Origin of the sequence: Kaistella gelatinilytica (assembly GCF_015679325.1) — a bacterium.
GTDB classification, from domain to species: domain Bacteria; phylum Bacteroidota; class Bacteroidia; order Flavobacteriales; family Weeksellaceae; genus Kaistella; species Kaistella gelatinilytica.
In genome coordinates this window covers 935,947-956,916 of record NZ_JADPVI010000001.1, presented here as the reverse complement: position 1 = coordinate 956,916, position 20,970 = coordinate 935,947, and the positions used below count along the sequence as shown (strand labels likewise).

Sequence of the window (20,970 nt, the reverse complement as noted above, 5' to 3'; positions counted from 1 at the left end):
ATATAGCCTGTAACAAAGTATTTCTATTAGCGAGGCGGAAGTTCCTAATTAACCTTGTCAAGGTTTAGAACCTTGACAAGGTTTTTTTTAGAGATGAAAAATCAATTTTTTAAAACTTCACCTTCATCGTCATTTCTTTGCCATCCCGTAAAATCGTCACCGGAAGTTCATCACCCGAATTTACTTTCGCCAGACAATCCATATAACTGTAGACTTCTTTCACTTCGCATTTTCCAATTTTAAGGAGAATATCGCCAGATTGAATTCCGGCATTTGAAGCAGGGCGGTTTTCGGTAACACCATCGATGTGAAGTCCGTCTTTTGTATCGGCATAACTTGGCATAATTCCGAGTGTTACTTTGTATTTCGGAACGGCTTTACTCGCAGAAATTTTAGTCTTCGTAAAAGGAATGTTTTTCTCAGAAGCTAGATCATTGGCAAGATTGAAAACGTAACTCGTAATGTTTTTCAAACCGGTGAAATTAATTTTATTGGTATCATCGGTTGGTTTGTGATAATCGCTGTGTGTGCCGGTAAACAGAAATAAAACAGGAATATCTTTCAGATAAAAACTCGTGTGATCAGAAGGTCCAACGCCTGAACTGTCGATGGCTAAATTAAATCCGGCAGGTTTGTATTTCTTAATGATCTCCCCGAAAATAGGAGAGGTTCCGACGCCACCAACGGTTAGATCTTTGTCTTTATTTAATCTTCCAACCATATCCAGATTGATCATTGCAACGACGTTTGGATATTTTGATTTCATGTTTTCTGCAAAAACTTTCGAACCCATCAAACCATCTTCTTCCCCGGAGAAAAGGGCGAAAATATAATTGGCATTTTCTTTTGATTTATTCTGAGAAAACATTCGCGCCAGTTCCAAAACCGCAGAAACTCCGGAAGCATTATCATCGGCGCCGTTGTGTATTTGTCCTTCCGAATTCATGAGTGTCGAATTGTGGTGTTCATTTAAACCCAAATGATCGTAATGTGCGCCAATAACAATGGTTTTGGCCGCTTTATTATCTAAATAACCAATTACGTTTCGGGCATTCACTTTTACCGAAGATTGGTCTTCGTGTGGATTCAGCTTTACATCATAAGAAAAAGTCTGCGTATAATTTTTTTCATCTAAAGGTTTCAACTTTAAATTTTGAAATTCCTTTGAAATATATGCTGAAGCTTTCTTTTCACCTTCACTTCCTGCCAGTCTGCCTTTCAATTCGTCGGAAGCTAAGTAAGTTAAATTCTCAAGAAGATTTTTTTCAGAAACCAGTTCAGCCGGATCACTTTCAATCCAATCTGCAATAAAAACGCTGGTTTCATGTGGTGTTGTACCTTGTCGGTTACTGGAGAAAACGAATTTCTTTCCGTCCGGTGAAAACATTGGGAAAGCGTTGAATTCACTTTCGTACGTAATTTGATGAAGATTTTTTCCATCAAGATCGATCGAGTAAATCTGAAAATCATATCCTTTTGTTGAATGATGATTGGAGGAAAATACGATTGATTTATCGGAAGGATGAAAATATGGAGACCAGTTTGCTTTTCCTAAATGCGTGATTTGTTTCAGATCGGAGCCGTCGATATTCATGGTGTAAATTTCCATTTCAGTTGGCGCAACGAGATTTTCTGCGAGCAGATCTTTATAATCTTTTATGGCTTCAGGCGTTCTCGGGCGGGAAGAACGGAAAACTAATTTTTTAGAATCGTGAGAGAAAAAAGCACCGCCATCGTAACCTAATCCAAAAGTGAGCTGTTTTAAATTTTTCCCGTCGATATCCATTCGCCAAAGTTCGAGATCACCACTTCTTGAAGAGGTGAAAACGATATATTTTCCATCGGGAGATACGACAGCTTCTGCATCATATCCCGGAGAATCGGTTAACTTTTTGGTAATTTTCCCATTGAGATCGGCGATATAAATATCAAACTCTGCGTAAACCGGCCAAAGATATTTACCATCCGTCCGAGGTTTTGGTTTTGCCGGACATTCTTTATTAGACTCAAAAGTAGAGGCGTAGAGAATATGTTTTCCATCGGGCATAAAAAAGGAACAGGTTGTTCTGCCTTCGCCATTTGAAATACGTTGTAAATCGTTGGTGCCAATATTCTTTTTGGTAAGATCTAAAAGATAAATCTGATCGCAATGCGCACCAATCAAAGGATTCGTAACCTGCATGGTAAGTTTCTTGCTGTCGGGCGAAAAATAAGCTTCTGCATTATCGCCACCAAAAGTTAATTTCTGAATATTTTTCAGGTTGACTTCCTGTGAAAAAACAAGAGATGAAACGCTGAGAAATGCTATTTTTAAAAGAGATCTTGAGACAATCATTTGGAATTTATATTTTAGTTAACTCAAATATAGGTAAATAAAAAATCGCAGAAAAATCTGCGATTTATACTTTTAAAAGGGATAACCGAAAGCAAAGTTAAGTACAGGTTGCAAGGGTTTCCAGTTTTTAATAACCCATCGGTCTCCTGAAGGTTGGTTGGGATCGTAAACTTTGTAGGCTGCATCTAAACGCAAAGTAATATATGCAACATTGATCCTTAAACCAAGACCCGTTCCGACTCCCATTTGGGATAAAAATTTCTTGAATTTGAAATCATCACCAAAACCATTATCTTTTAGACTCCAGATATTTCCGGCGTCAACGAAAGCTGCTCCTTCAAACATTTTGGTAAAAGGCAATCTGTATTCAATATTCGTGGTGAGCTTGATATTGTCCATAATATAAGAACGCACTTTTTCATCGAGTTGAGAATCAGCCGGTCCTAAACCGCCGAAAACCCGCCATGCTCTGATATCATTAGAACCACCATTAAAATAAGATCTTACAAAAGGCATTGAACTCGAATTACCATACGGAATTCCGACCCCAATGAATTGTCGTAAAGCAAGGGTATGTTTGCCATTGAAGAGGCTGAAATACTTTCTGACATCAATATCGAATTTTACGAACTGGGAATAAGGAATGTTAAAAATACTTCTGGTCTTACCGGAAACGACCCCATCAATTTTTTCCTTGCTGTTGAAAAGACTGAAAATATTCCCAGCGGTTTCTACTTTCGCATTTAAATAGAAAGGATTTGGACGGTCTTTTTTACCGATTTCATTATAAATAAAATTATAGATCATTGAAGAAATTAAAACATCCTGCGTTTGGCGGTCTTTGTTGATCAGGGATTGCAAAAAAGTATTGTAAAGCGTCAACTGATTTCCCGAAAGTGAGTTTTGATAGTTGCTGTCGTTTACGATCAGCGCGGATAAATCATCAGAACTGATCTTGTTGTCGATAAAATCCTGGTATAAAGCAGGAGAGTAGCTTTGAAACAATTCGTTCCGAACATCGCGATCGGCTGGAAAAAAATCGTAATATTTATCTTTATTTCGGGTAAGACTGAGCTGTGAATTAAACAAAGAAAGACGGTGCGTCACAATATCATTCACATTGGCAAAATAATTTAAACTTCCATTAAAATTGATCCGCCCCAAACCAATATTATCCTGAACCGAGGTTCCCAAAATAATAGAAGAGTTGGGTGAATATTTTTTTGGAATGAGTTTCCAGGTTTTAAACGGCAATAAAAGTCGAGGGAAATTGAGAGAAACCTGCGCAGAAATTTCGTACGCCAGATCTCTTTTACTCGGATCTTTCGTACTGGTCACAGAACCGAAAGTTCCGGCAAGACTTGTAGTTAAATTCTCTGCGCCACCAAAAACATTACGACTTGTAAGATCGACCGAAGGTGAAACCCCAAAATTCAGGATCTGAGAATAGTTGATGTCGGTAGAAACTTTGAAATCATACTTGGAAAGAGGCGCGAGATAATAACTCACATCTAAAATACTGTCATTTTCTTTCCGCAAATTTTCATCATATTTAATGATGCTGAAATTATTCATTGCTGCGATATTCCTCTTTGTAAGGTCTAGATTTTTTTGGTTGTAGATCTCGCCTTTTCGTAAGATGATGGGTCTCCATAGCGACATGATCTTATACTGATCATCGAGTTTATAAAAATTTATTCCCAAAAGTGAATCTTTGACCGTGTTTGCAGTATCTGCAAGTTTTCCGAGAAGATGAACTTTGATATTGCCGATCGTTGTCTGTTTGAAAGGGGAATCCACAGAATCTTTATGAATATCCATGGTGAGAGGAACATTTTTCCGGCTTTGCAGCGTGTCTGCAGTAAAGTAAATATCTTCGTTGGAACTGTTAAATTTGTAGTAGCCACGATTTTTCATCACTTCATTGATCCTCTTAACTTCCTTTTCTAAAACGCTTTGATCTAAAATATTTTTGCCTTTTATCAAACTTTTACTCAGATCCTCTTCATAAATTGATTTAATCGCAGGATCTGGAATATTGTAATAATAGTCGCTGATTTTAGTGGCATCTTTGTGCGTGATCAAATAATTCGCCTGTGCTTTTTTTGCCGCAGAATCTAAATCGGTGCTGAATTTTACATCAGTGTCCCAATAGCCTTTATAAACCAAAAATTTTCGGATAGAATTAGCACTCGTTTCGGTCTTTCCCTGATCCAGGATTACGGGCGGTTGACCAATATTATGCATGAACCTTTCAAAAAATAAACTTTTGCCAAGATATTCCGGTTTATCATACCTGATAAAAAGGGAATCCCGCAGTTTCTGATCTCTCATATCCGATGGATATGTCATATAATCATTCAGAATAGAATCGTATTTCGGATTCGTAGAATTATAAAACCAAAGGCCAACCGGGAAAAGATACAGTGCTTTTTTATTTGGTTTCTGACTTACATAATTTGGAATTTCGTCATCGTAAACTTTGCCGTCTTGAAATTTAAAAGTATTTTTTGTCAAAAGATATTCACCTTGAGGTACTTTTTTTGTCGTACTACAAGCATATAGAAAGAGTACAGTCATTGCAGATGAAAAAAATAAGTAATACTTTTGAAAATATTTAGAAAAATGCTTACGGCTCATAAAATAAAAATTTTACAGTCTTTAGACCAAAAGAAGTTCAGACAAAAATACAATTTGTTTTTGGTTGAAGGCAACAAAACGGTCAAAGAAATACCATCTTCGGAGTATAAGATCAAAGAAATATTTTCTGTGAATCCCGGTTCTTTGTCGGTTGAAACATCTTTGATCACTGAAATTTTACCTTCCGAATTAAAAAAAATAAGTTTTTTGCAACATCCGAAAGATTCTGTCGCAGTTTGTGAATTAAAGGAGGAAAGAATTTTAGAAAACGATGGCGTTCAATTAATTTTAGATGGAATTCAGGATCCCGGAAACCTTGGTACGATCATTAGACTCGCAGATTGGTTTGGTATTTCGCAGATCATTTGCAGTGAAGATACCGTTGATTTTTATAATCCTAAAGTTATTCAGGCAAGTATGGGCTCATTTCTGCGCGTGAATTTGGTCTATAAAAATTTAGAAAGCTATCTTAGTAATTGTGATTCTGCAATTATTGGGACCGATATGGATGGAGAAAGTTTTTATGATTACAATTTCCCGAAAAAATTTAATTTAGTTTTGGGCAATGAAGGAAATGGAATTCGACCTGAAATCGAAAAATTACTAACCGACAAGATCACCATTCCAAGATTTGGAAAATCAAAAGCCACGGAAAGTTTAAACGTTTCTATGGCGACGGGAATTATTTTAGGACAGATCTTCAACAAAAAATAAAAACCGTCTCCTTTTACAGCGAGACGGTTTATTTTATATGAGTTGTTCCATACTGGAAGTCGTTCGGTTTTTCTGGTAATTTTCTAATTTTTGCCGTATAAATCTCAATATGATCGGCGCTAAATAAATTAAAGCTAAACCGATGGCTTTCTTTTTCCAGTTTGTATTTCGCAGGTTCTTTTTGGCAAAATTCCCGACAAAAGTTACGGCGGCAATTTTCAAGGTGTTTTCGATAACATTTAATCCGGCACCGCTTTTCGCAAACCCAAGAACGGAATGTCTGCTTAGTAAGGAGTCCTTCACAGTGTTTGAAACTTCTTTAAAAATTTCCTGTGTTTTTAAAGCAACTTTTGTTTCACCATCCGGTTGAATCTCGGACTTCAGATATTTGTCGGTAAAACCGTGCGTGAGTGCGCTCAAACTTTCTTTTGTATTTTCAAAAGTAAGCAACTCTTCCATCCCCGAAATATCTTTTTTTAGTAAAGCCTTTTTTCTTCGAAGTTCTTCCAGGCTTTCGTATTTGTTTCCCATAATATTAATCGTCTAAAGATTCAAGAATTTTATTAGCCACTTTGTTCTTAATCGTTTTTCTATTCATTAAAACAACAATTAAAATCAAAAGAAAACAGCCCGCCACGATGAGCAGTCCATAACCATAGTTATGGAGGTAAGTTCCAATGAGAAAACCAATCCCAAAAAGGAGGAGAAGCACAAAAAAGAGTAATGAAAACAAACCCAAAATAATGTAAATTGCTGTTCCCAAAATGGTTACCACTTTCTCGGTGGCTTCTAACTTGAGTAGATCTGCTCTTTTATAGGCATATTCTTTAATAAGATCCAACATGCTTTAATTTTTTATAAAGTTACAAAAAAAAGGAACTTATGATTAAGTTCCTTTTTATTAAGAGAATAAAACGGAAATTAATTTAAGATTTCAATCCGTCTAATTCGTTTTCAACGTCTTTCACTACTTCAGTAGTCTTTGCGATCGCCTGATCTTTGTATTTGTCGTAACCGTCTTTCACAGAAGTTACTACTTTGTCAGCAGTTTCTTTGAACTGAGAAGAAATGTTGCCATACTGATCTTTCACTTTGTTAGAAACATCTTGATATTGCTCTTTCGCTTTCTCAGAAACTTTTCCGTACTGATCAACTGCCTGATCTTTCAAATCGCTCGCTTTAGTTTTGATTTTTTTTCTTGTTTCAGTTCCTTCTTCCGGCGCATAAAGCATTCCTAACACTACACCTGCTGCAGCACCTGCAAGCAAACCAGCTAATACTCCTGCTACATTGTTATTACCTTTTTTTGACATCTTAGTTAATTTTTAATAGTTAATAAATATAATTGATGATTTCAATCTCTTATAAAGTTACAATTAATATACCATTGTTGCCATTCGATTTCTTAAAATATGTTAAATGTCATGAAGGTGTGAAATTATAAGAGCAATTGTTTCTTTCTTAGACAAATGCGTATTGTCAATTAAGATGGCGTCATCTGCCTTTCGAAGTGGTGCAACTTCTCGCTCGCTGTCTGTTTTGTCACGACTGGTCAAATTTTGCATTACTGACATTTCGTCCGTTTCAATTCCTAAAGATTGCAACTCCATGAATCTTCTTCTGGTTCGCTCTTCAACACTTGCGGTAAGAAAAAATTTGTAATCTGCATTTGGAAGCACTACGGTTCCAATATCGCGACCGTCTAAGATCACACCACCTTTTTTTGCAATTTCCCGTTGGGTTTCTAAAAGAAAATCTCGTACTTCTTTTTGACACGCAATCAAGCTTACGTTTGCTGCGACTTCATTGCTTCTGATTTGCTGAGAGATGTCTTTTCCATTAAGAAACATCACGAGTTCTTTATCAATAGGTTTAAATTCCAACTGAATTTCATTCAACCTGCTGAATAATTCCGGCAAATTAATTCCACCGTCTTTATTCGAACAGTTTTGTAGGGCGAAATAAGTAATTCCCCGGTAAAGCGCACCAGTGTCCATGTGAACAAGACCAAGTTCCTGCGCGATTATTTTGGAAATCGAACTTTTTCCGGTGGATGAATAGCCGTCGATAGCGATTACGGGTTTTCTCATAGCGCTAATTTCCTGATTTTTTTTGGAGAGGGCAAATAAATTGACATTCTGTGGGTAGAATTATCTTCTATTGCCGCTTACTTCGATCAGATCTAAAGTCAATCCGAACATGTTCACATTTGAAGAATTGTGATAGCGAATATGGGCATAATCGAAACGGAAAGAAGATATTTTAATTCCAAATCCAGCGGAAAGTCCCGCAAAACTTCGTTGGTCTAAAACCGCAAGTTCATTACCACGCTTTACATTATAACCAAAACGGATATTGAAGTTTTGTTCAGGAAAAAGTTCAGCACCGACTGAGAAATGATCCGCCAGTTTTCTTCCAAAATTTACTTCCTGACCATTATTATTAAAATCCTGAGAAATATTTAGTTTTTGCAGATCATGCGCTGTGATCGTTAATGCCACCGGAAAATCATCTAAAATTTTAGTGTAACCCAAATCTACGCGAAATGCTACATCTTCTCGAACGCCATTGAAAGGTTTGAACTGATACCCAAAATTACGGAATACCAATGCCACGGTTTCTTTAGATTGTGTATTATGATAGGTAACTCCAGCTGTTCCAACGACTGCCATTGAGGTGTAATTATCAATTCTTGAGGTCACGAAATTTGTGCCGCCTGCGATTGTCCAGTTTTCATCAAATTGATAGGCATAACCAACTCCGACAGAAGCGTCCATCGCGCCGAATTCACCGTCGATCGTTGCACTTTCGTCCGTTCTCGGCATTCTACCATAATCCATATACCGCGCATTGAAGGAAACCAAATGCGCTTCCCCTAAGTTTTTTACAAAAGCGATGGTTCCATATTTGGAGTCGGCGAGATAAGAGGCAAAATTTAAAGCGATCATTTGATCCTGGTCCAGATTCATTAATCCCGGATTCACTCCTGCAAAACTCACGTCGTAATCTCTAACGGAAACTGCGTCACCACCTAAAGCAGCCTGTCTTGCAGAAACCGGAATATTTAGAAATGGGTAAACGTTTGTCCCTTCCTGAGCAAACAAAATCACAGATAAAAATAGAAATGAAAGGAAGGTAGATTTTTTCAAATTGGTGTTTATTAGGGCAAAAATAATTCTTTTATATAATTTTTGAAAATATTTCTCTGTAAATATAAATCTATTAACGAAATTATTTGGGTTTCCTTATATTTGCAGTGCAAAAAAAGTAATAAAGTAAAAAAATGAAATACAAAAGAATTCTTCTTAAACTGAGCGGTGAAGCTTTGATGGGAAACCGGTCTTACGGAATTGACAATGACCGTTTGAAGGAATATGCTGCCGAAATACGCAAACTGGTAGATATTCATTGTGAAGTTGCCATTGTGATCGGTGGTGGAAATATTTTTCGCGGATTGGCAGGTGCTGCAAAAGGAATGGATAGAGTTCAGGGTGATTATATGGGAATGTTGGCAACCGTGATCAACGGAATGGCTTTACAGGGCGCTTTGGAAGATGCAGGAATTCATACAAGACTTCAGTCTGCGATCGAAATGGATAAAGTGGCAGAACCATTTATCAAAAGAAAAGCAACAAGACATTTAGAAAAAGGAAGAGTAGTAATTTTTGGCGCAGGAACAGGAAATCCTTATTTTACAACCGATACTGCTGCAACTTTAAGAGCTATCGAAATCGGTGCAGATGTTATTTTAAAAGGAACAAGAGTGGATGGAATTTATGATTCAGATCCAGAAAAAAATGCAGATGCAGTAAAATATAATTCTTTAACTTTCGAAGAAGTTTTTGAAAAAGGTTTGAAAGTGATGGACATGACCGCATTTACTTTAAGCCACGAAAATAAATTGCCTATTATTGTGTTTGATATGAATAAAGAAGGGAACCTTTTGAAAATCGTACAGGGAGAAAATATAGGAACTTTAGTCAACATATCTTAGTAAAAAAAGCAGATAAAAAGGAAATACCTTAAACTAGAAACAAAAAATTTATGGGAGATTTAGAAATGATCACAGAGATGGTTAAGCAGGAAATGGATGCTGCTATCAAACATTTGGACCATGCTTTTCAAAAAATCAGAGCCGGTCGTGCTTCTACGACGATGGTTCAAGACGTGATGGTTGAATATTACGGCGCGCCAACTCCTTTGAGTCAGGTTGCAAACGTAATGATTCCAGATGCGATGACGATTTCTATTCAACCGTGGGATAAAACTGCGATTGGAGCGATCGAAAAAGCAATTGTCAATTCAAATTTAGGATTTGCTCCGATGAACAATGGAGAAAGTATTACGTTGAATGTTCCACCATTAACGGAGGAAAGACGTATTCAGTTAGCGAAAAATGCAAAAGGCGAGTCTGATGCTACTAAAATTACCATCCGAAATGCAAGACAGGAAGGAATGAAAGATCTGAGAAAATTAGATGGTGTTTCTGAAGATCTAATTAAAGATGAAGAATCTAAAATTCAGGTTTTGACTGATAAATTCGTGAAAATTTGCGATGATCATTTGAAAACAAAAGAAGCAGAAATTATGAAAGTTTAATTTCATTTGTATAATATAAAAAAGCCGTTTCAAATATTTTTTGAAACGGCTTTAATTTTGTGAACTTTTTACCATCATCACAATCACTTTAAAATGGTAAAAAACTTTTATGACTTTTGTGGTAAAAAGCTTATGATCATTAAATATTATTTCATCACAGCTTACCTTTCTCTGCAAAACTGAAAATACTTCCCAATTTTATTTTAGAATAACTGTTCGATTTTATTTTAGAGGAATTGATCATCGCTTTGGCCAAAACTTCGGTTGGTAGTGGTTTTTGATCCTTAAACATTCCCAGTTTATTTGCAAACTTAATGATTTTCCCGCCCAGAACTTCGCCTGTTCTTTCGGTGTCTTTTCGTTCGAGCATTCCGGGTTGAAATATAGTGATCTTATTAAAGTGGAGATCTTTTACGCTTTTCTCCAGATCACCTTTCATTTTGGAATAGAAAATTTTTGATTTCGGATCAGCGCCGTAAGAGGAAACTAAAATATAATCTTCAACGTTGTTTTCTTTCGCAGTTTTCGCAAAATTATACTGGTATTCGTAATCTACTTTTCGCTGCGCTTCTTTACTTCCGGCATTTTTTAAAGTGGTTCCGAGACATGAAAAGGCGACGTCACCTTTTACCAGATCTTTCCATTCTTCGGGTTTTTCAAAATCGACGATATGCGTTTTCAATTTCGGATTTTCTATACTTAAAGGTTTTCTCACGAAAACATCAACTTCTTTATAATCTGAATCGTTCAGTAATTGATTGACCAGATCTTTTCCCGTAGCGCCGGTTGCGCCGATGATAAGTGCTTTCATAATTTTTTTGATTAGTAATAAGTAATTAGCAATGGGCAATCACTTTTACTGCATAAAATTACTAAATTTGAGGGAGATTCAACAATTACTTATTACCCATTTCTAATTACTCATATAATATGGATGCCAACGAAATTCTCGATTACTGTCTCGCGAAAAATGGAGTAGAAGAGACTTTTCCTTTCAATCCTGATACTTTGGTTTTAAAAGTGGGTGGAAAAATATTTTTATTAATGCCTTTGCAAAAACAACCTTTGAGTATTGCGGTAAAGACTGATCCGGAATGGAGCGCTGAACTTCGCGAGAAGCATCCGCAAATCGAAGGCGCTTATCACATGAATAAAACGCATTGGAATTCGGTTCTGTGTGAAGGTTTGAAAAAAGATTTAATCTGTAAAATGATCGATCAGTCCTATGATTTGATCGTAGCGTCTTTACCTAAAAAAATAAGGGAAGAAGTTTTCAATTCTTAAAAAATCAAGGTCAAAAATTAGATCTGTTTATTAAATTTTTCCTCTGAAATACTTCCAGTTTTGTGCACTCTATGAAAAATCCTATTCACTAAAACTTTTGCGCCTTTTGTGATTTTAAAACCTTAAAAGTTGAAATTTTCAGTTCGGATTTTATCTTCATCCAACCGCTCGATCAATTTCTCCAGATTTTCAAACTTGATTTCTTCGTGCAAAAATTCGCGGAAGTTTACAGAAATATCTTCGTCATAAATATCTCCATCAAAATCTAAAATATAAACTTCCACAGAAAGTTCATTCCCTGAAACCGTAGGATTGGTTCCGATACTGAGCATTCCTTTCAAATGTTGATCTTTTACAAAGACATCAACAATATATGCTCCTTTTTTAGGCAGAAGTTTCATCGAATTAACTTCAATATTAGCAGTCGGATAACCAATAGTTCTGCCGATCTTTTTACCGTGAATAACCTTTCCTGAAACTGAATAAACGTAACCCAACATTTCGTTCGCTTCTTTTACATTTCCGGCCGATAGTGCATTTCTGATCTGCGTTGAACTGATGTGTTTTTCGTGAAAATCAACGGCTTCAACCTGCTGAACTTCAAAACCAAATTCCGGAGCCATTTTTTCCAATAAGGCAAAGTCACCGCTTTTGTCTTTTCCGAAAGTATGATCGTGACCAATGATCAAATATTTCACATTTAATTTCTCAATTAAAATCTGTTTTACGAATTCTTCGCCACTCAGGTTGCGAAAAGCGGGATCAAATTCTTTCAGAAATAAGTGCTGAACGCCATGTTTTTCCAGAAAATAAGTTTTTTCTTCAATCGTATTCAATAATTTCAGATCGTCATTCGGACTGAAGATCGTTCTGGGATGCGGCCAAAAGGTGAGTAAGCCAGTTTCTAAACTTTTTAGTTTGCAAACGTTAATTAATTGATTGATAATAGATTGGTGACCAAGATGAACGCCGTCAAACATTCCGATGGAAAGTGCCAAAGGAGTTTTTTGGTGGTAATCTTGAAGATTTTTGATGATTTTCAAAAGAAGAAATTTTGATCGTGCAAATATGATAAAAATCTTCTTTTGAACCAATTGCAGATTAGGGAACTTTCATTATATTTGCAAACACGTAAAAATTTAGCAATGGCAAACCAAATTAAAGGAAAAATTTCTCAAATTATCGGTCCTGTAATCGATGTACATTTTGCAGATGCTGCAGAACTTCCAAGCATTTATGATGCATTGGAAATTACAAAAACCGACGGTAACAAAGTAATTCTCGAAGTAGAACAACATATTGGTGAAGATTCTGTAAGATGTATCGCAATGGATGCAACCGATGGTCTTCAAAGAGGTCAGGAAGTAATTTCTCAAGGAAGACAAATTACAATGCCTGTAGGTGACGAAGTTTATGGTCGTTTGTTTAATGTAGTTGGTGATGCGATTGACGGAATTCAACAAGTTTCAAAAGAAAATGGTTTACCAATACACAGAGAAGCGCCTAAATTTGATCAATTATCTACTTCTGCTGAAGTTCTTTTTACTGGTATTAAAGTAATCGACTTGGTAGAGCCTTATTCTAAAGGTGGTAAAATTGGTTTGTTCGGTGGTGCAGGTGTTGGTAAAACAGTACTGATCCAGGAATTGATCAATAATATTGCAAAAGGACACGGTGGACTTTCAGTTTTTGCCGGTGTTGGTGAAAGAACGAGAGAAGGAAATGACCTTTTGAGAGAGATGCTTGAATCAGGCATTATTAAATATGGTGATGAATTTATGCACTCTATGGAAAATGGAGGATGGGATTTATCTAAAATCGATCTTGAACAAATGAAAGACTCTAAATGTACTTTCGTTTTCGGACAAATGAATGAGCCACCTGGAGCAAGAGCCAGAGTTGCTTTGTCTGGTTTAACGATCGCTGAGTATTTTAGAGATGGGGACGGACAAGGACAGGGAAGAGACGTTTTGTTCTTCGTTGATAATATTTTCCGTTTTACACAAGCCGGTTCAGAAGTATCTGCATTACTTGGAAGAATGCCATCTGCAGTAGGTTACCAACCAACTTTGGCTTCAGAAATGGGTGCGATGCAAGAAAGAATTACCTCGACAAAAAATGGTTCAATTACTTCAGTTCAGGCGATTTATGTTCCTGCGGATGATTTAACGGATCCAGCTCCAGCAACTACTTTTGCTCACTTAGATGCAACTACGGTTTTGGATAGAAAAATTGCTTCATTAGGTATTTATCCTGCGGTTGATCCTTTGGCTTCAACTTCAAGAATTTTGACTCCTGAGATCTTAGGAGCTGAACATTACGACTGTGCTCAAAGAGTAAAAGAAATTCTACAAAAATATAAAGCATTACAGGATATCATCGCGATTCTTGGGATGGAAGAACTTTCGGAAGAAGATAAATCAGCGGTTTACCGTGCTAGAAAAGTACAGCGTTTCCTTTCTCAACCTTTCCACGTTGCAGAACAGTTTACAGGTTTGAAAGGAGTTTTGGTTGATATTAAGGACACTATCAAAGGATTTAATATGATCATCGATGGTGAATTAGATCACTTGCCAGAAGCAGCTTTCAACTTGAAAGGTACGATTGAAGAAGCGATCGAAGCTGGACAAAAAATGTTAGCGGAAAACGCGTAATAAATTTTAAATGTTAAATTTTAGATTTTAGATTGAGCGATCATTTAGAATTTAAAATCTATAATCTACAATTTTAAAAAATGAATATAAAGATATTAACCCCGGAATTTGTAGTTTTTGATGGTGAAGTGAGCTCTGTTTTGCTTCCCGGAAAAAATGGTGATTTCCATATTATGAAAGATCACGCTGCAATTGTAGCTTCATTGATCGGTGGAAAAGTTAGAATTTTCACCAATCAAATTGATGAGAGTTCTGCAATGCATTTCACCAGAGAAAACGAGAAAGAAAGTGTATTTTCTTTCGTTGTGAAAAGTGGTGTCATCGAATTCAATAATAACAAAGGAATTATTCTCGCAGAGTAAACACTTTGAAAATCATGTAAAATCCCGTCTTCGTTTGAAGGCGGGATTTTTTTTTATAGAATTACCATTAAAATATCTTTCTAACATTGATGATATTGTGTTTTATTTAACATAAATATCTCATTTTAAAACTTTTGATTTTCTTAAATTTGATAGTAATTCTTTTATTCCTGATCGGTTAAATCGACGGGAGTTCAATAAAACATTAATTTTCAAAACAATCAAATCAATTTAGAATGGAAATTTCTTTAAAAAACCAAGTTGCTGTCATCACAGGTTCCTCCAGCGGAATAGGAGCTGGAATTGCAAAATCAATGTCAGGATCTGGTGCAACGGTCGTTATTAATTATCCTTATGAAGGTGCATTAGATCAGGCAAACGCAGTTTTAAAAGAAATTACCGACAAGGGCGGAAAAGGAATTATTTGTCAGTGCGACGTTTCCAAAGAAGACGAAGTCATTAAAATGTTTCAGGACGTTGTTTCCCAACTGGGAACGGTAGATATTTTAGTGAATAATGCCGGAATTCAAAAAGATTCTCCGTTTACTGAAATGACAATCGATCAATGGAATGCCGTGATTGGCGTCAACTTAACAGGACAGTTTCTTTGTGCAAGAGAAGCGATTAAAGAATTCCTACGCCGTGGAATTGATCCTGCCAAATCTGTGGCGTGTGGAAAAATCATTAATATTTCTTCCGTTCACGAAATTATTCCCTGGGCAAAACACGCGAATTATGCTTCCAGTAAAGGTGCAATTCGAATGTTGATGCAAACTTTGGCACAGGAATATGGTGCCGAGAAAATTCGCGTAAATTCAATTTGTCCGGGTGCAATACAAACACCCATCAATAAAAGCGCATGGGATACGCCGGAAGCATTGAATTCTTTGTTAACTTTAATTCCATACAACAGAATTGGGCAACCCGAAGATATCGGAAATCTTGCCGTATTTTTAGCAAGTGATTTTTCAGATTATATTACAGGAGCAAGTATTTTCATCGATGGTGGAATGACGACTTTCGAGAGTTTTTCTACCGGTGGATAATATTTTTTGGGCGCCTATTTCCGCCTTCCACTCCCGCTTTTTTGCTCCTCGTACCTCGTCACAAAAAGAGCTCCGTTCAAGTCGGGGCGCAGTTCGCAGCCAGGAATAAAGATCGTATTTTCAATTAAAATATTTTTAAAATTCACCATTCACCCATTTATAATTCACAAATAAAAAACATGACTGAAGAAAGTAAAAGACTGAGCGATGTAGCCTGGAAAAAATGGGGACCTTACGTCAGCAATCGGGAATGGGGTTTGGTTCGCGAAGATTACAGTGCAGATGGTGACGCCTGGAATTATACTAATCATGACACCGCCGAAGCAAAAACTTACCGATGGGGTGAAGAAGGAATATGCGGAATTTGTGACGATACGCAGTTGATGGTTTTTTCTTTAGGTCTTTGGAATAAGAAAGATAAAATGCTGAAGGAGCGATTTTTCGGACTTACCAATGCTCAGGGAAATCATGGCGAAGATGTGAAGGAATATTTCTATTATTTAGACAACACTCCAACGCATTCTTACATGAAAATGCTCTACAAATATCCTCAGAATGCCTTTCCTTACGACGATTTAATTCAGAAAAATGCAGAGAGAGGAAAACTGGATCCGGAATATGAACTAATCGATACAGGAATTTTCGATAACAATGAATATTTTGATGTTTTTATTGAATATGCAAAAGTTTCTCCCACGGATATTCTCGTCAAAATTTCAGTAACTAATAAATCTGAGAATGAGGCGCCGCTCGTAATTTTACCCACGATTTGGTTTAGAAATACCTGGAGTTGGGGATATCAAAATTATAAACCAAAATTATGTTCAACGGTTGAAAATTGCATCAACATCAACCATAAGGAAGTCGCATTTAAAAATTTTTACGCGAAGGAAAAATCTTCTGCTATTTTCTGCGATAATGAAAGCAATAATCTGCGGCTTTATAATTCCCCAAATTCAGAACCCTTTCATAAAGACGGAATTAATAATTTCGTACTAAGTGGAAAGCAACAGTGTATTAATCCCGAAAATTTTGGAACCAAAGCTTCCTTTTTAATTGAGGATGTGATTGCCGCAAAATCTTCCAGAACTTTTGAATTTAGAATAAGTGATCACGATTTAGAAAAACCTTTTGAAGATTTCGATCATTTTTTTGATCTTCGGAAAAAGGAAGCAGATGATTTTTACGCAGATATTCAACATGGAATTACTTCAGACGACGAAAAATTAGTCCAGAGACAAGCTTTCGCAGGGATGTTATGGAATAAGCAATTCTATCATTATAATATTTTCAAATGGTTAAAAGGCGATCCTTCCGAACCGATTCCGCCGAAATCCCGGGATAAGATCCGGAATTATGACTGGAAACATCTTGATAATTTTGATATCATTTCGATGCCCGATAAATGGGAATATCCGTGGTATGCAACTTGGGATTCGGCTTTTCACTGTATCAGTTTTTCTTTGATAGATCCCGATTTTGCGAAAGAGCAACTCAAACTGTTTACCCTCGACTGGTATATGCATCCGAATGGTCAACTTCCGGCGTACGAATGGGATTTCTCTGATGTAAATCCGCCGGTTCACGCATGGGCTGTTTTTCGCGTTTTTAAGATTGATGAAAAAATGAAAGGAACACCAGATCTAAAGTTTTTAGAATCTGTCTTTCAAAAATTGCTCATGAATTTTACATGGTGGGTGAATAAAAAAGATGTCAACGGAAATAATATTTTTGAAGGCGGATTTCTGGGTTTAGATAATATTGGAGTTTTCGATCGCAGTGATACTTTACCAAATGGCGAAAGTCTGGAACAGGCAGATGGAACAAGCTGGATGGCGATGTATTCTTTGAACATGATGAGAATTGCGATAGAATTGGCGCAATACAACAACATCTATGAAGAAATGGCCACGAAATTTTTTGAGCATTTCCTTTATATAGCCAATGCTTTAGACAATATGGGAGATGATGCTTTCTCTCTCTGGGACGATCAGGATGAATTTTTCTATGATGCGATCACGACCAATAGCGGCGAAAATATGTTCCTGCGTTTACGGACCATTGTGGGACTTATTCCAATGTTTGCGGTGGAAGTCATTGAAGATGAAATTTTACAGAAACTTCCGCTTTTCAAAGCTAGGATGGATTGGGTACTGAAGAACAAAAAGGAACTTGCAGGCTTAGTCTCACATTGGGAAGTAAAAGGGCAGGATTCCAAACACTTGCTGAGTTTACTGAGAGGTCACCGTTTGAAAAGGTTACTGGCGAGAATGCTCGACGAAAAAGAATTTCTGAGCGATTACGGCGTTCGTGCACTTTCAAAAATTTATGAGGAAAATCCTTTTCAAATTCAGCTGAATGGGATGGATTATTCGGTGAAATATACGCCTGCAGAAAGTGACAGCGGTTTATTTGGTGGCAACAGCAACTGGCGCGGACCAATTTGGTTTCCGATCAATTTTCTCATCATCGAAAGTTTACAGCGATTTTTCTTTTATTACAGTCCGGATTTCCTGGTCGAATATCCGACAGGAAGTGGAAAATATTCTAATCTTGATGAGATCGCAACCTCTTTAGGAAAGCGGCTTTCCAAAATTTTTCTTAAAGATGAAAATGGCAATCGCGCTGTCAACGGCCAATATCCAAGATTTCAAACCGATGAAGATTTCAAAGATTATATTTTATTTTACGAATATTTTCATGGCGATAACGGAAGAGGCGTGGGAGCTTCGCACCAAACAGGATGGACAGGTTTGATCACCAAAATTCTTCAACCTAGATTAGAGCAAAAAGCATCAGCAATTGCAGAGACGAAAGCCGTAAAATAAAAATTTTAAATGTTTTCTCCCTTTTTGTAATATTTTTGCAGAATAAAATTGGAATATTTAAAATTCCATGATATGCTCGTGATATAAAGTAAACTACAAACTTAGAATAACGCCGTTTTCTTTTAATTGCTGAATTGGTTTAGAAAACCAGAATAATTCGAAGTCTTCAAAGATTTCTTCAAATTGATTTTTCAACTGTTGCAACGTTATTTTCTTTGGATTTTCTGTGGAATTTTCCTTAAAGATTTTGAGTAACCATTCTGCCTTTTCTCTTTCTAATTCGAGCTTTACAATATTTGTTCGGAGATGAAAGGTAAGTTTTGTAAACTCAAAAGTTCCGGCTTTTGTTCTTTTTACAAAATTTTCAGTTTGCGGATTTTTATCCAGGAAAACTAATTTTGAATTTGCTTTAAAAATAAAATTCTCTTCTTCTAAAAGGCAATCGTGAATATAATCTGGATGAATCGTCGTTTTCGGAATTTTGAAATCAAACCAGTCTTTTAAGGGAAGGTCAAAGTTAATTCCGTGCATAAAATTGAGTAAAGATTTCTTTAAGCCAAAACTAAATTTGCTGTGATCAATCCCTGTACTATCGGTAAATTCAATATCGTTATTGGCGAATAAAATTTCTTTTTTAAGCGGTTGAACTCCAAATTCATCAGGATTTTTTCCGATTGGTGAATGCGCCGTCATCGAAAACTGATGCCAAAAACCGCTTTGCAAAATTCCCATCTCGAAAAGCTGACGAACCATTTCCAAAGAATCTACCGTTTCCTGAACCGTTTGCGTCGGAAAACCAAACATCAAATAGGAGTGAACCATAACTCCGGCTTCAGTGAAATTTCGAGTTACTTTCGCAACTTGATCTACAGAAACGCCTTTGTCTATTAATTTTAGCAAACGATCACTCGCAACTTCCAGTCCGCCCGAAACTGCCACCAAACCTGAGATCTTCAATAAGAAACATAAATCTTTAGTAAAACTTTTTTCAAATCTAATATTCGTCCACCAAGTCACGACTAAATTTCTACGAAGAATTTCTAATGCAACTTCACGCATCAAAGCCGGTGGTGCAGCTTCGTCCACGAAATGAAAACCTGTTTCGCCAGTTTGTGCGATTAATTCTTGCATTCTGTCCACTAAAATCTTAGCAGAAATGGGTTCGTACATTTTCACGTAATCTAAAGAAATATCGCAAAAAGTACATTTTCCCCAATAGCAACCGTGCGCCATTGTCAATTTATTCCATCGTCCGTCGCTCCATAAACTGTGCATCGGATTGGCAATTTCTATGACCGAAATGTATTTATCTAAAAGCAGATCGCTGTAATCCGGAGTTCCAATAAAAGCTTGCTTGTAGTCGGGTTTTGAAGTGTTATTTTTATAAGTTACTTCCTGATTTTCTAAAATAAAAGTTCTTTTGAATTCTCCTTCAGAAATATTTGAATTCAAAATCGCATTTTCATAAACCAGGTCAATCGGTAATTCGCCATCATCTAAAGTGATATAATCGAAAAACTCGAAAACTCTCGCATCTTTCAGTTCGCGAAGTTCCGTATTTGGAAAACCGCCGCCCATAACAATTCTCAGGTTTGGATAATTTGCCTTTATAAATTGTGCAGACCGAAAAGCAGCATATAAATTCCCCGGAAACGGCACGGAAAAGCAAACCATTTTCGGTTGGATAAGATCTAATTTTTCCTTTAAGATCTTTAAGGTAAATTCATCTGTAAAAGTTTGAGGAGCATTTAACTTTGAATACAATTCATCAAAAGAATTCGCACTTTGACCGATTCGTTCTGCATATCTGCTAAAACCGAAATCAGCATCAATATTTTCGACAATATAATCTGAAATATCTTCTAAATATAAAGTGGCAAGATGTTTCGCTTTATCTTGTAATCCCATATTTCCGAACGCAAACTCCATATCATCGAGCTGATTAAAACGTGATGCTTCCGGCAAAAAATTCATTGTGCAAATCTGTCTTGCTAAAGTTGGATTTTTATTTTGTAGAAAGAGAATAACCTGCTCGATGGTTTTGATATATTCATCTCTTAAAGCAAAAATTCGCTTTGAATTTTCGGAAGTTTCTGGTGAATCAATATTTTTTGAAAAGACTTTTTCAATTCCGTTTTTTGAAAATAATGCCAATATGACTTCAATTCCAAGATCAATTTGATGACTTGAAATATTTTTGGTGTTCAAAAACCCTTTAATATAAGCCGTTGCCGGATAAGGCGTATTGAGCTGAGTAAAAGGCGGAGTGATGAGAAGGAGATCTTTCAATAGGAATCTTTTTGCAAATTTATTGTAAATAACTTAACCACAAAAGTCACAAGAGTATGCTGAATTAATATGTAAAAAAGTGTAGTAAATGGCAAAAACTTATAATAGAATTTTTTAAACCACAAAATTAACAAAAGTGAAAAGCAAAAAGATCTTTGAATTAAAGTTCAAATAAGTAAAACGCTGTTGCTTCAACCTTTTTTTATCTTTAATACGAAA

At 36.4% G+C, this 20,970-nt stretch carries 18 protein-coding genes; 8 read left to right on the top strand and 10 right to left on the bottom strand.

Going from position 1 to position 20,970, the window contains the following annotated elements; all coding sequences use genetic code 11:
* Positions 1-109: 109 nt before the first annotated feature.
* Positions 110-2,335: a M20/M25/M40 family metallo-hydrolase gene (locus tag IV494_RS04150; RefSeq protein WP_196078892.1), complete on the bottom strand. Its 2,226-nt coding sequence runs from the start codon at positions 2,333-2,335 to the stop codon at positions 110-112.
* Between the two features lie 72 nt (positions 2,336-2,407).
* The gene (tamL, locus tag IV494_RS04145) at positions 2,408-4,975 is read right to left on the bottom strand and encodes a translocation and assembly module lipoprotein TamL (RefSeq protein WP_196078891.1); all 2,568 of its coding nucleotides are present in this window, start codon (positions 4,973-4,975) and stop codon (positions 2,408-2,410) included.
* On the opposite strand from tamL, the gene IV494_RS04140 reads away from it, so the two are divergent.
* Positions 4,961-5,689, top strand: coding sequence for an RNA methyltransferase (locus IV494_RS04140; protein WP_196078890.1), 729 nt, complete (start codon positions 4,961-4,963; stop codon positions 5,687-5,689). The genes tamL and IV494_RS04140 overlap by 15 nt on opposite strands.
* 33 nt (positions 5,690-5,722) lie before the next feature.
* Here IV494_RS04140 and IV494_RS04135 read toward each other — a convergent pair whose 3' ends face one another.
* The 5 genes from IV494_RS04135 to porQ all read right to left on the bottom strand — a co-directional run bounded on the left by IV494_RS04135 (position 5,723) and on the right by porQ (position 8,838).
* On the bottom strand, positions 5,723-6,220 hold the full coding sequence (locus IV494_RS04135) for a phosphoribosyl-ATP pyrophosphatase (RefSeq protein WP_196078889.1): 498 nt from the start codon (positions 6,218-6,220) through the stop codon (positions 5,723-5,725).
* Positions 6,221-6,224: 4 nt separating this feature from the next.
* Positions 6,225-6,533 carry a phage holin family protein gene (locus IV494_RS04130; protein ID WP_039347016.1) on the bottom strand — a complete coding sequence of 103 codons (309 nt, stop codon included), beginning with the start codon at positions 6,531-6,533 and terminating at the stop codon, positions 6,225-6,227.
* 82 nt (positions 6,534-6,615) lie between these two features.
* Complete coding sequence (locus IV494_RS04125; protein WP_039347018.1) at positions 6,616-7,002, bottom strand: YtxH domain-containing protein; 387 nt, start codon at positions 7,000-7,002, stop codon at positions 6,616-6,618.
* 102 nt (positions 7,003-7,104) lie between these two features.
* A complete protein-coding gene (cmk, locus tag IV494_RS04120) occupies positions 7,105-7,779 on the bottom strand; it encodes a (d)CMP kinase (RefSeq protein WP_196078888.1) in 675 nt (224 codons plus the stop codon).
* Positions 7,780-7,839: 60 nt separating this feature from the next.
* Positions 7,840-8,838 carry a type IX secretion system protein PorQ gene (porQ, locus tag IV494_RS04115; protein ID WP_196078887.1) on the bottom strand — a complete coding sequence of 333 codons (999 nt, stop codon included), beginning with the start codon at positions 8,836-8,838 and terminating at the stop codon, positions 7,840-7,842.
* A gap of 134 nt (positions 8,839-8,972) precedes the next feature.
* On the opposite strand from porQ, the gene pyrH reads away from it, so the two are divergent.
* Entirely contained in the window at positions 8,973-9,683 is a 711-nt protein-coding gene (gene pyrH / locus IV494_RS04110) for a UMP kinase (protein WP_039347025.1), read from the top strand.
* 50 nt (positions 9,684-9,733) lie between these two features.
* Positions 9,734-10,288 carry a ribosome recycling factor gene (gene frr / locus IV494_RS04105; RefSeq protein WP_196078886.1) on the top strand — a complete coding sequence of 185 codons (555 nt, stop codon included), beginning with the start codon at positions 9,734-9,736 and terminating at the stop codon, positions 10,286-10,288.
* 154 nt (positions 10,289-10,442) lie between these two features.
* On the opposite strand, the gene IV494_RS04100 is transcribed toward frr, so the two are convergent.
* Complete coding sequence (locus IV494_RS04100) at positions 10,443-11,099, bottom strand: NAD(P)H-binding protein (RefSeq protein WP_196078885.1); 657 nt, start codon at positions 11,097-11,099, stop codon at positions 10,443-10,445.
* Positions 11,100-11,218: 119 nt separating this feature from the next.
* Between IV494_RS04100 and IV494_RS04095 the strand changes: the two genes are divergently transcribed.
* The gene (locus tag IV494_RS04095; RefSeq protein WP_196078884.1) at positions 11,219-11,572 is read left to right on the top strand and encodes an MmcQ/YjbR family DNA-binding protein; all 354 of its coding nucleotides are present in this window, start codon (positions 11,219-11,221) and stop codon (positions 11,570-11,572) included.
* Between the two features lie 122 nt (positions 11,573-11,694).
* On the opposite strand, the gene IV494_RS04090 is transcribed toward IV494_RS04095, so the two are convergent.
* Positions 11,695-12,615, bottom strand: a complete 921-nt coding sequence (locus IV494_RS04090; protein ID WP_196078883.1) for a bifunctional riboflavin kinase/FAD synthetase — start codon at positions 12,613-12,615, stop codon at positions 11,695-11,697.
* 102 nt (positions 12,616-12,717) lie between these two features.
* Here IV494_RS04090 and atpD point away from each other — a divergent pair, with 102 nt between their 5' ends.
* The 4 genes from atpD (at position 12,718) to IV494_RS04070 (ending at position 18,462) form a co-directional block, all read left to right on the top strand.
* Positions 12,718-14,226 carry a F0F1 ATP synthase subunit beta gene (atpD, locus tag IV494_RS04085; RefSeq protein WP_196078882.1) on the top strand — a complete coding sequence of 503 codons (1,509 nt, stop codon included), beginning with the start codon at positions 12,718-12,720 and terminating at the stop codon, positions 14,224-14,226.
* 80 nt (positions 14,227-14,306) lie between these two features.
* Complete coding sequence (locus IV494_RS04080) at positions 14,307-14,588, top strand: FoF1 ATP synthase subunit delta/epsilon (protein WP_196078881.1); 282 nt, start codon at positions 14,307-14,309, stop codon at positions 14,586-14,588.
* 236 nt (positions 14,589-14,824) lie between these two features.
* On the top strand, positions 14,825-15,634 hold the full coding sequence (locus IV494_RS04075) for a glucose 1-dehydrogenase (RefSeq protein ID WP_196078880.1): 810 nt from the start codon (positions 14,825-14,827) through the stop codon (positions 15,632-15,634).
* A 179-nt stretch (positions 15,635-15,813) separates the two neighbouring features.
* Positions 15,814-18,462 carry an MGH1-like glycoside hydrolase domain-containing protein gene (locus tag IV494_RS04070; protein WP_196078879.1) on the top strand — a complete coding sequence of 883 codons (2,649 nt, stop codon included), beginning with the start codon at positions 15,814-15,816 and terminating at the stop codon, positions 18,460-18,462.
* Positions 18,463-18,555: 93 nt separating this feature from the next.
* Here IV494_RS04070 and IV494_RS04065 read toward each other — a convergent pair whose 3' ends face one another.
* Positions 18,556-20,751: a B12-binding domain-containing radical SAM protein gene (locus tag IV494_RS04065; protein WP_196078878.1), complete on the bottom strand. Its 2,196-nt coding sequence runs from the start codon at positions 20,749-20,751 to the stop codon at positions 18,556-18,558.
* Positions 20,752-20,970 lie beyond the last annotated feature (219 nt).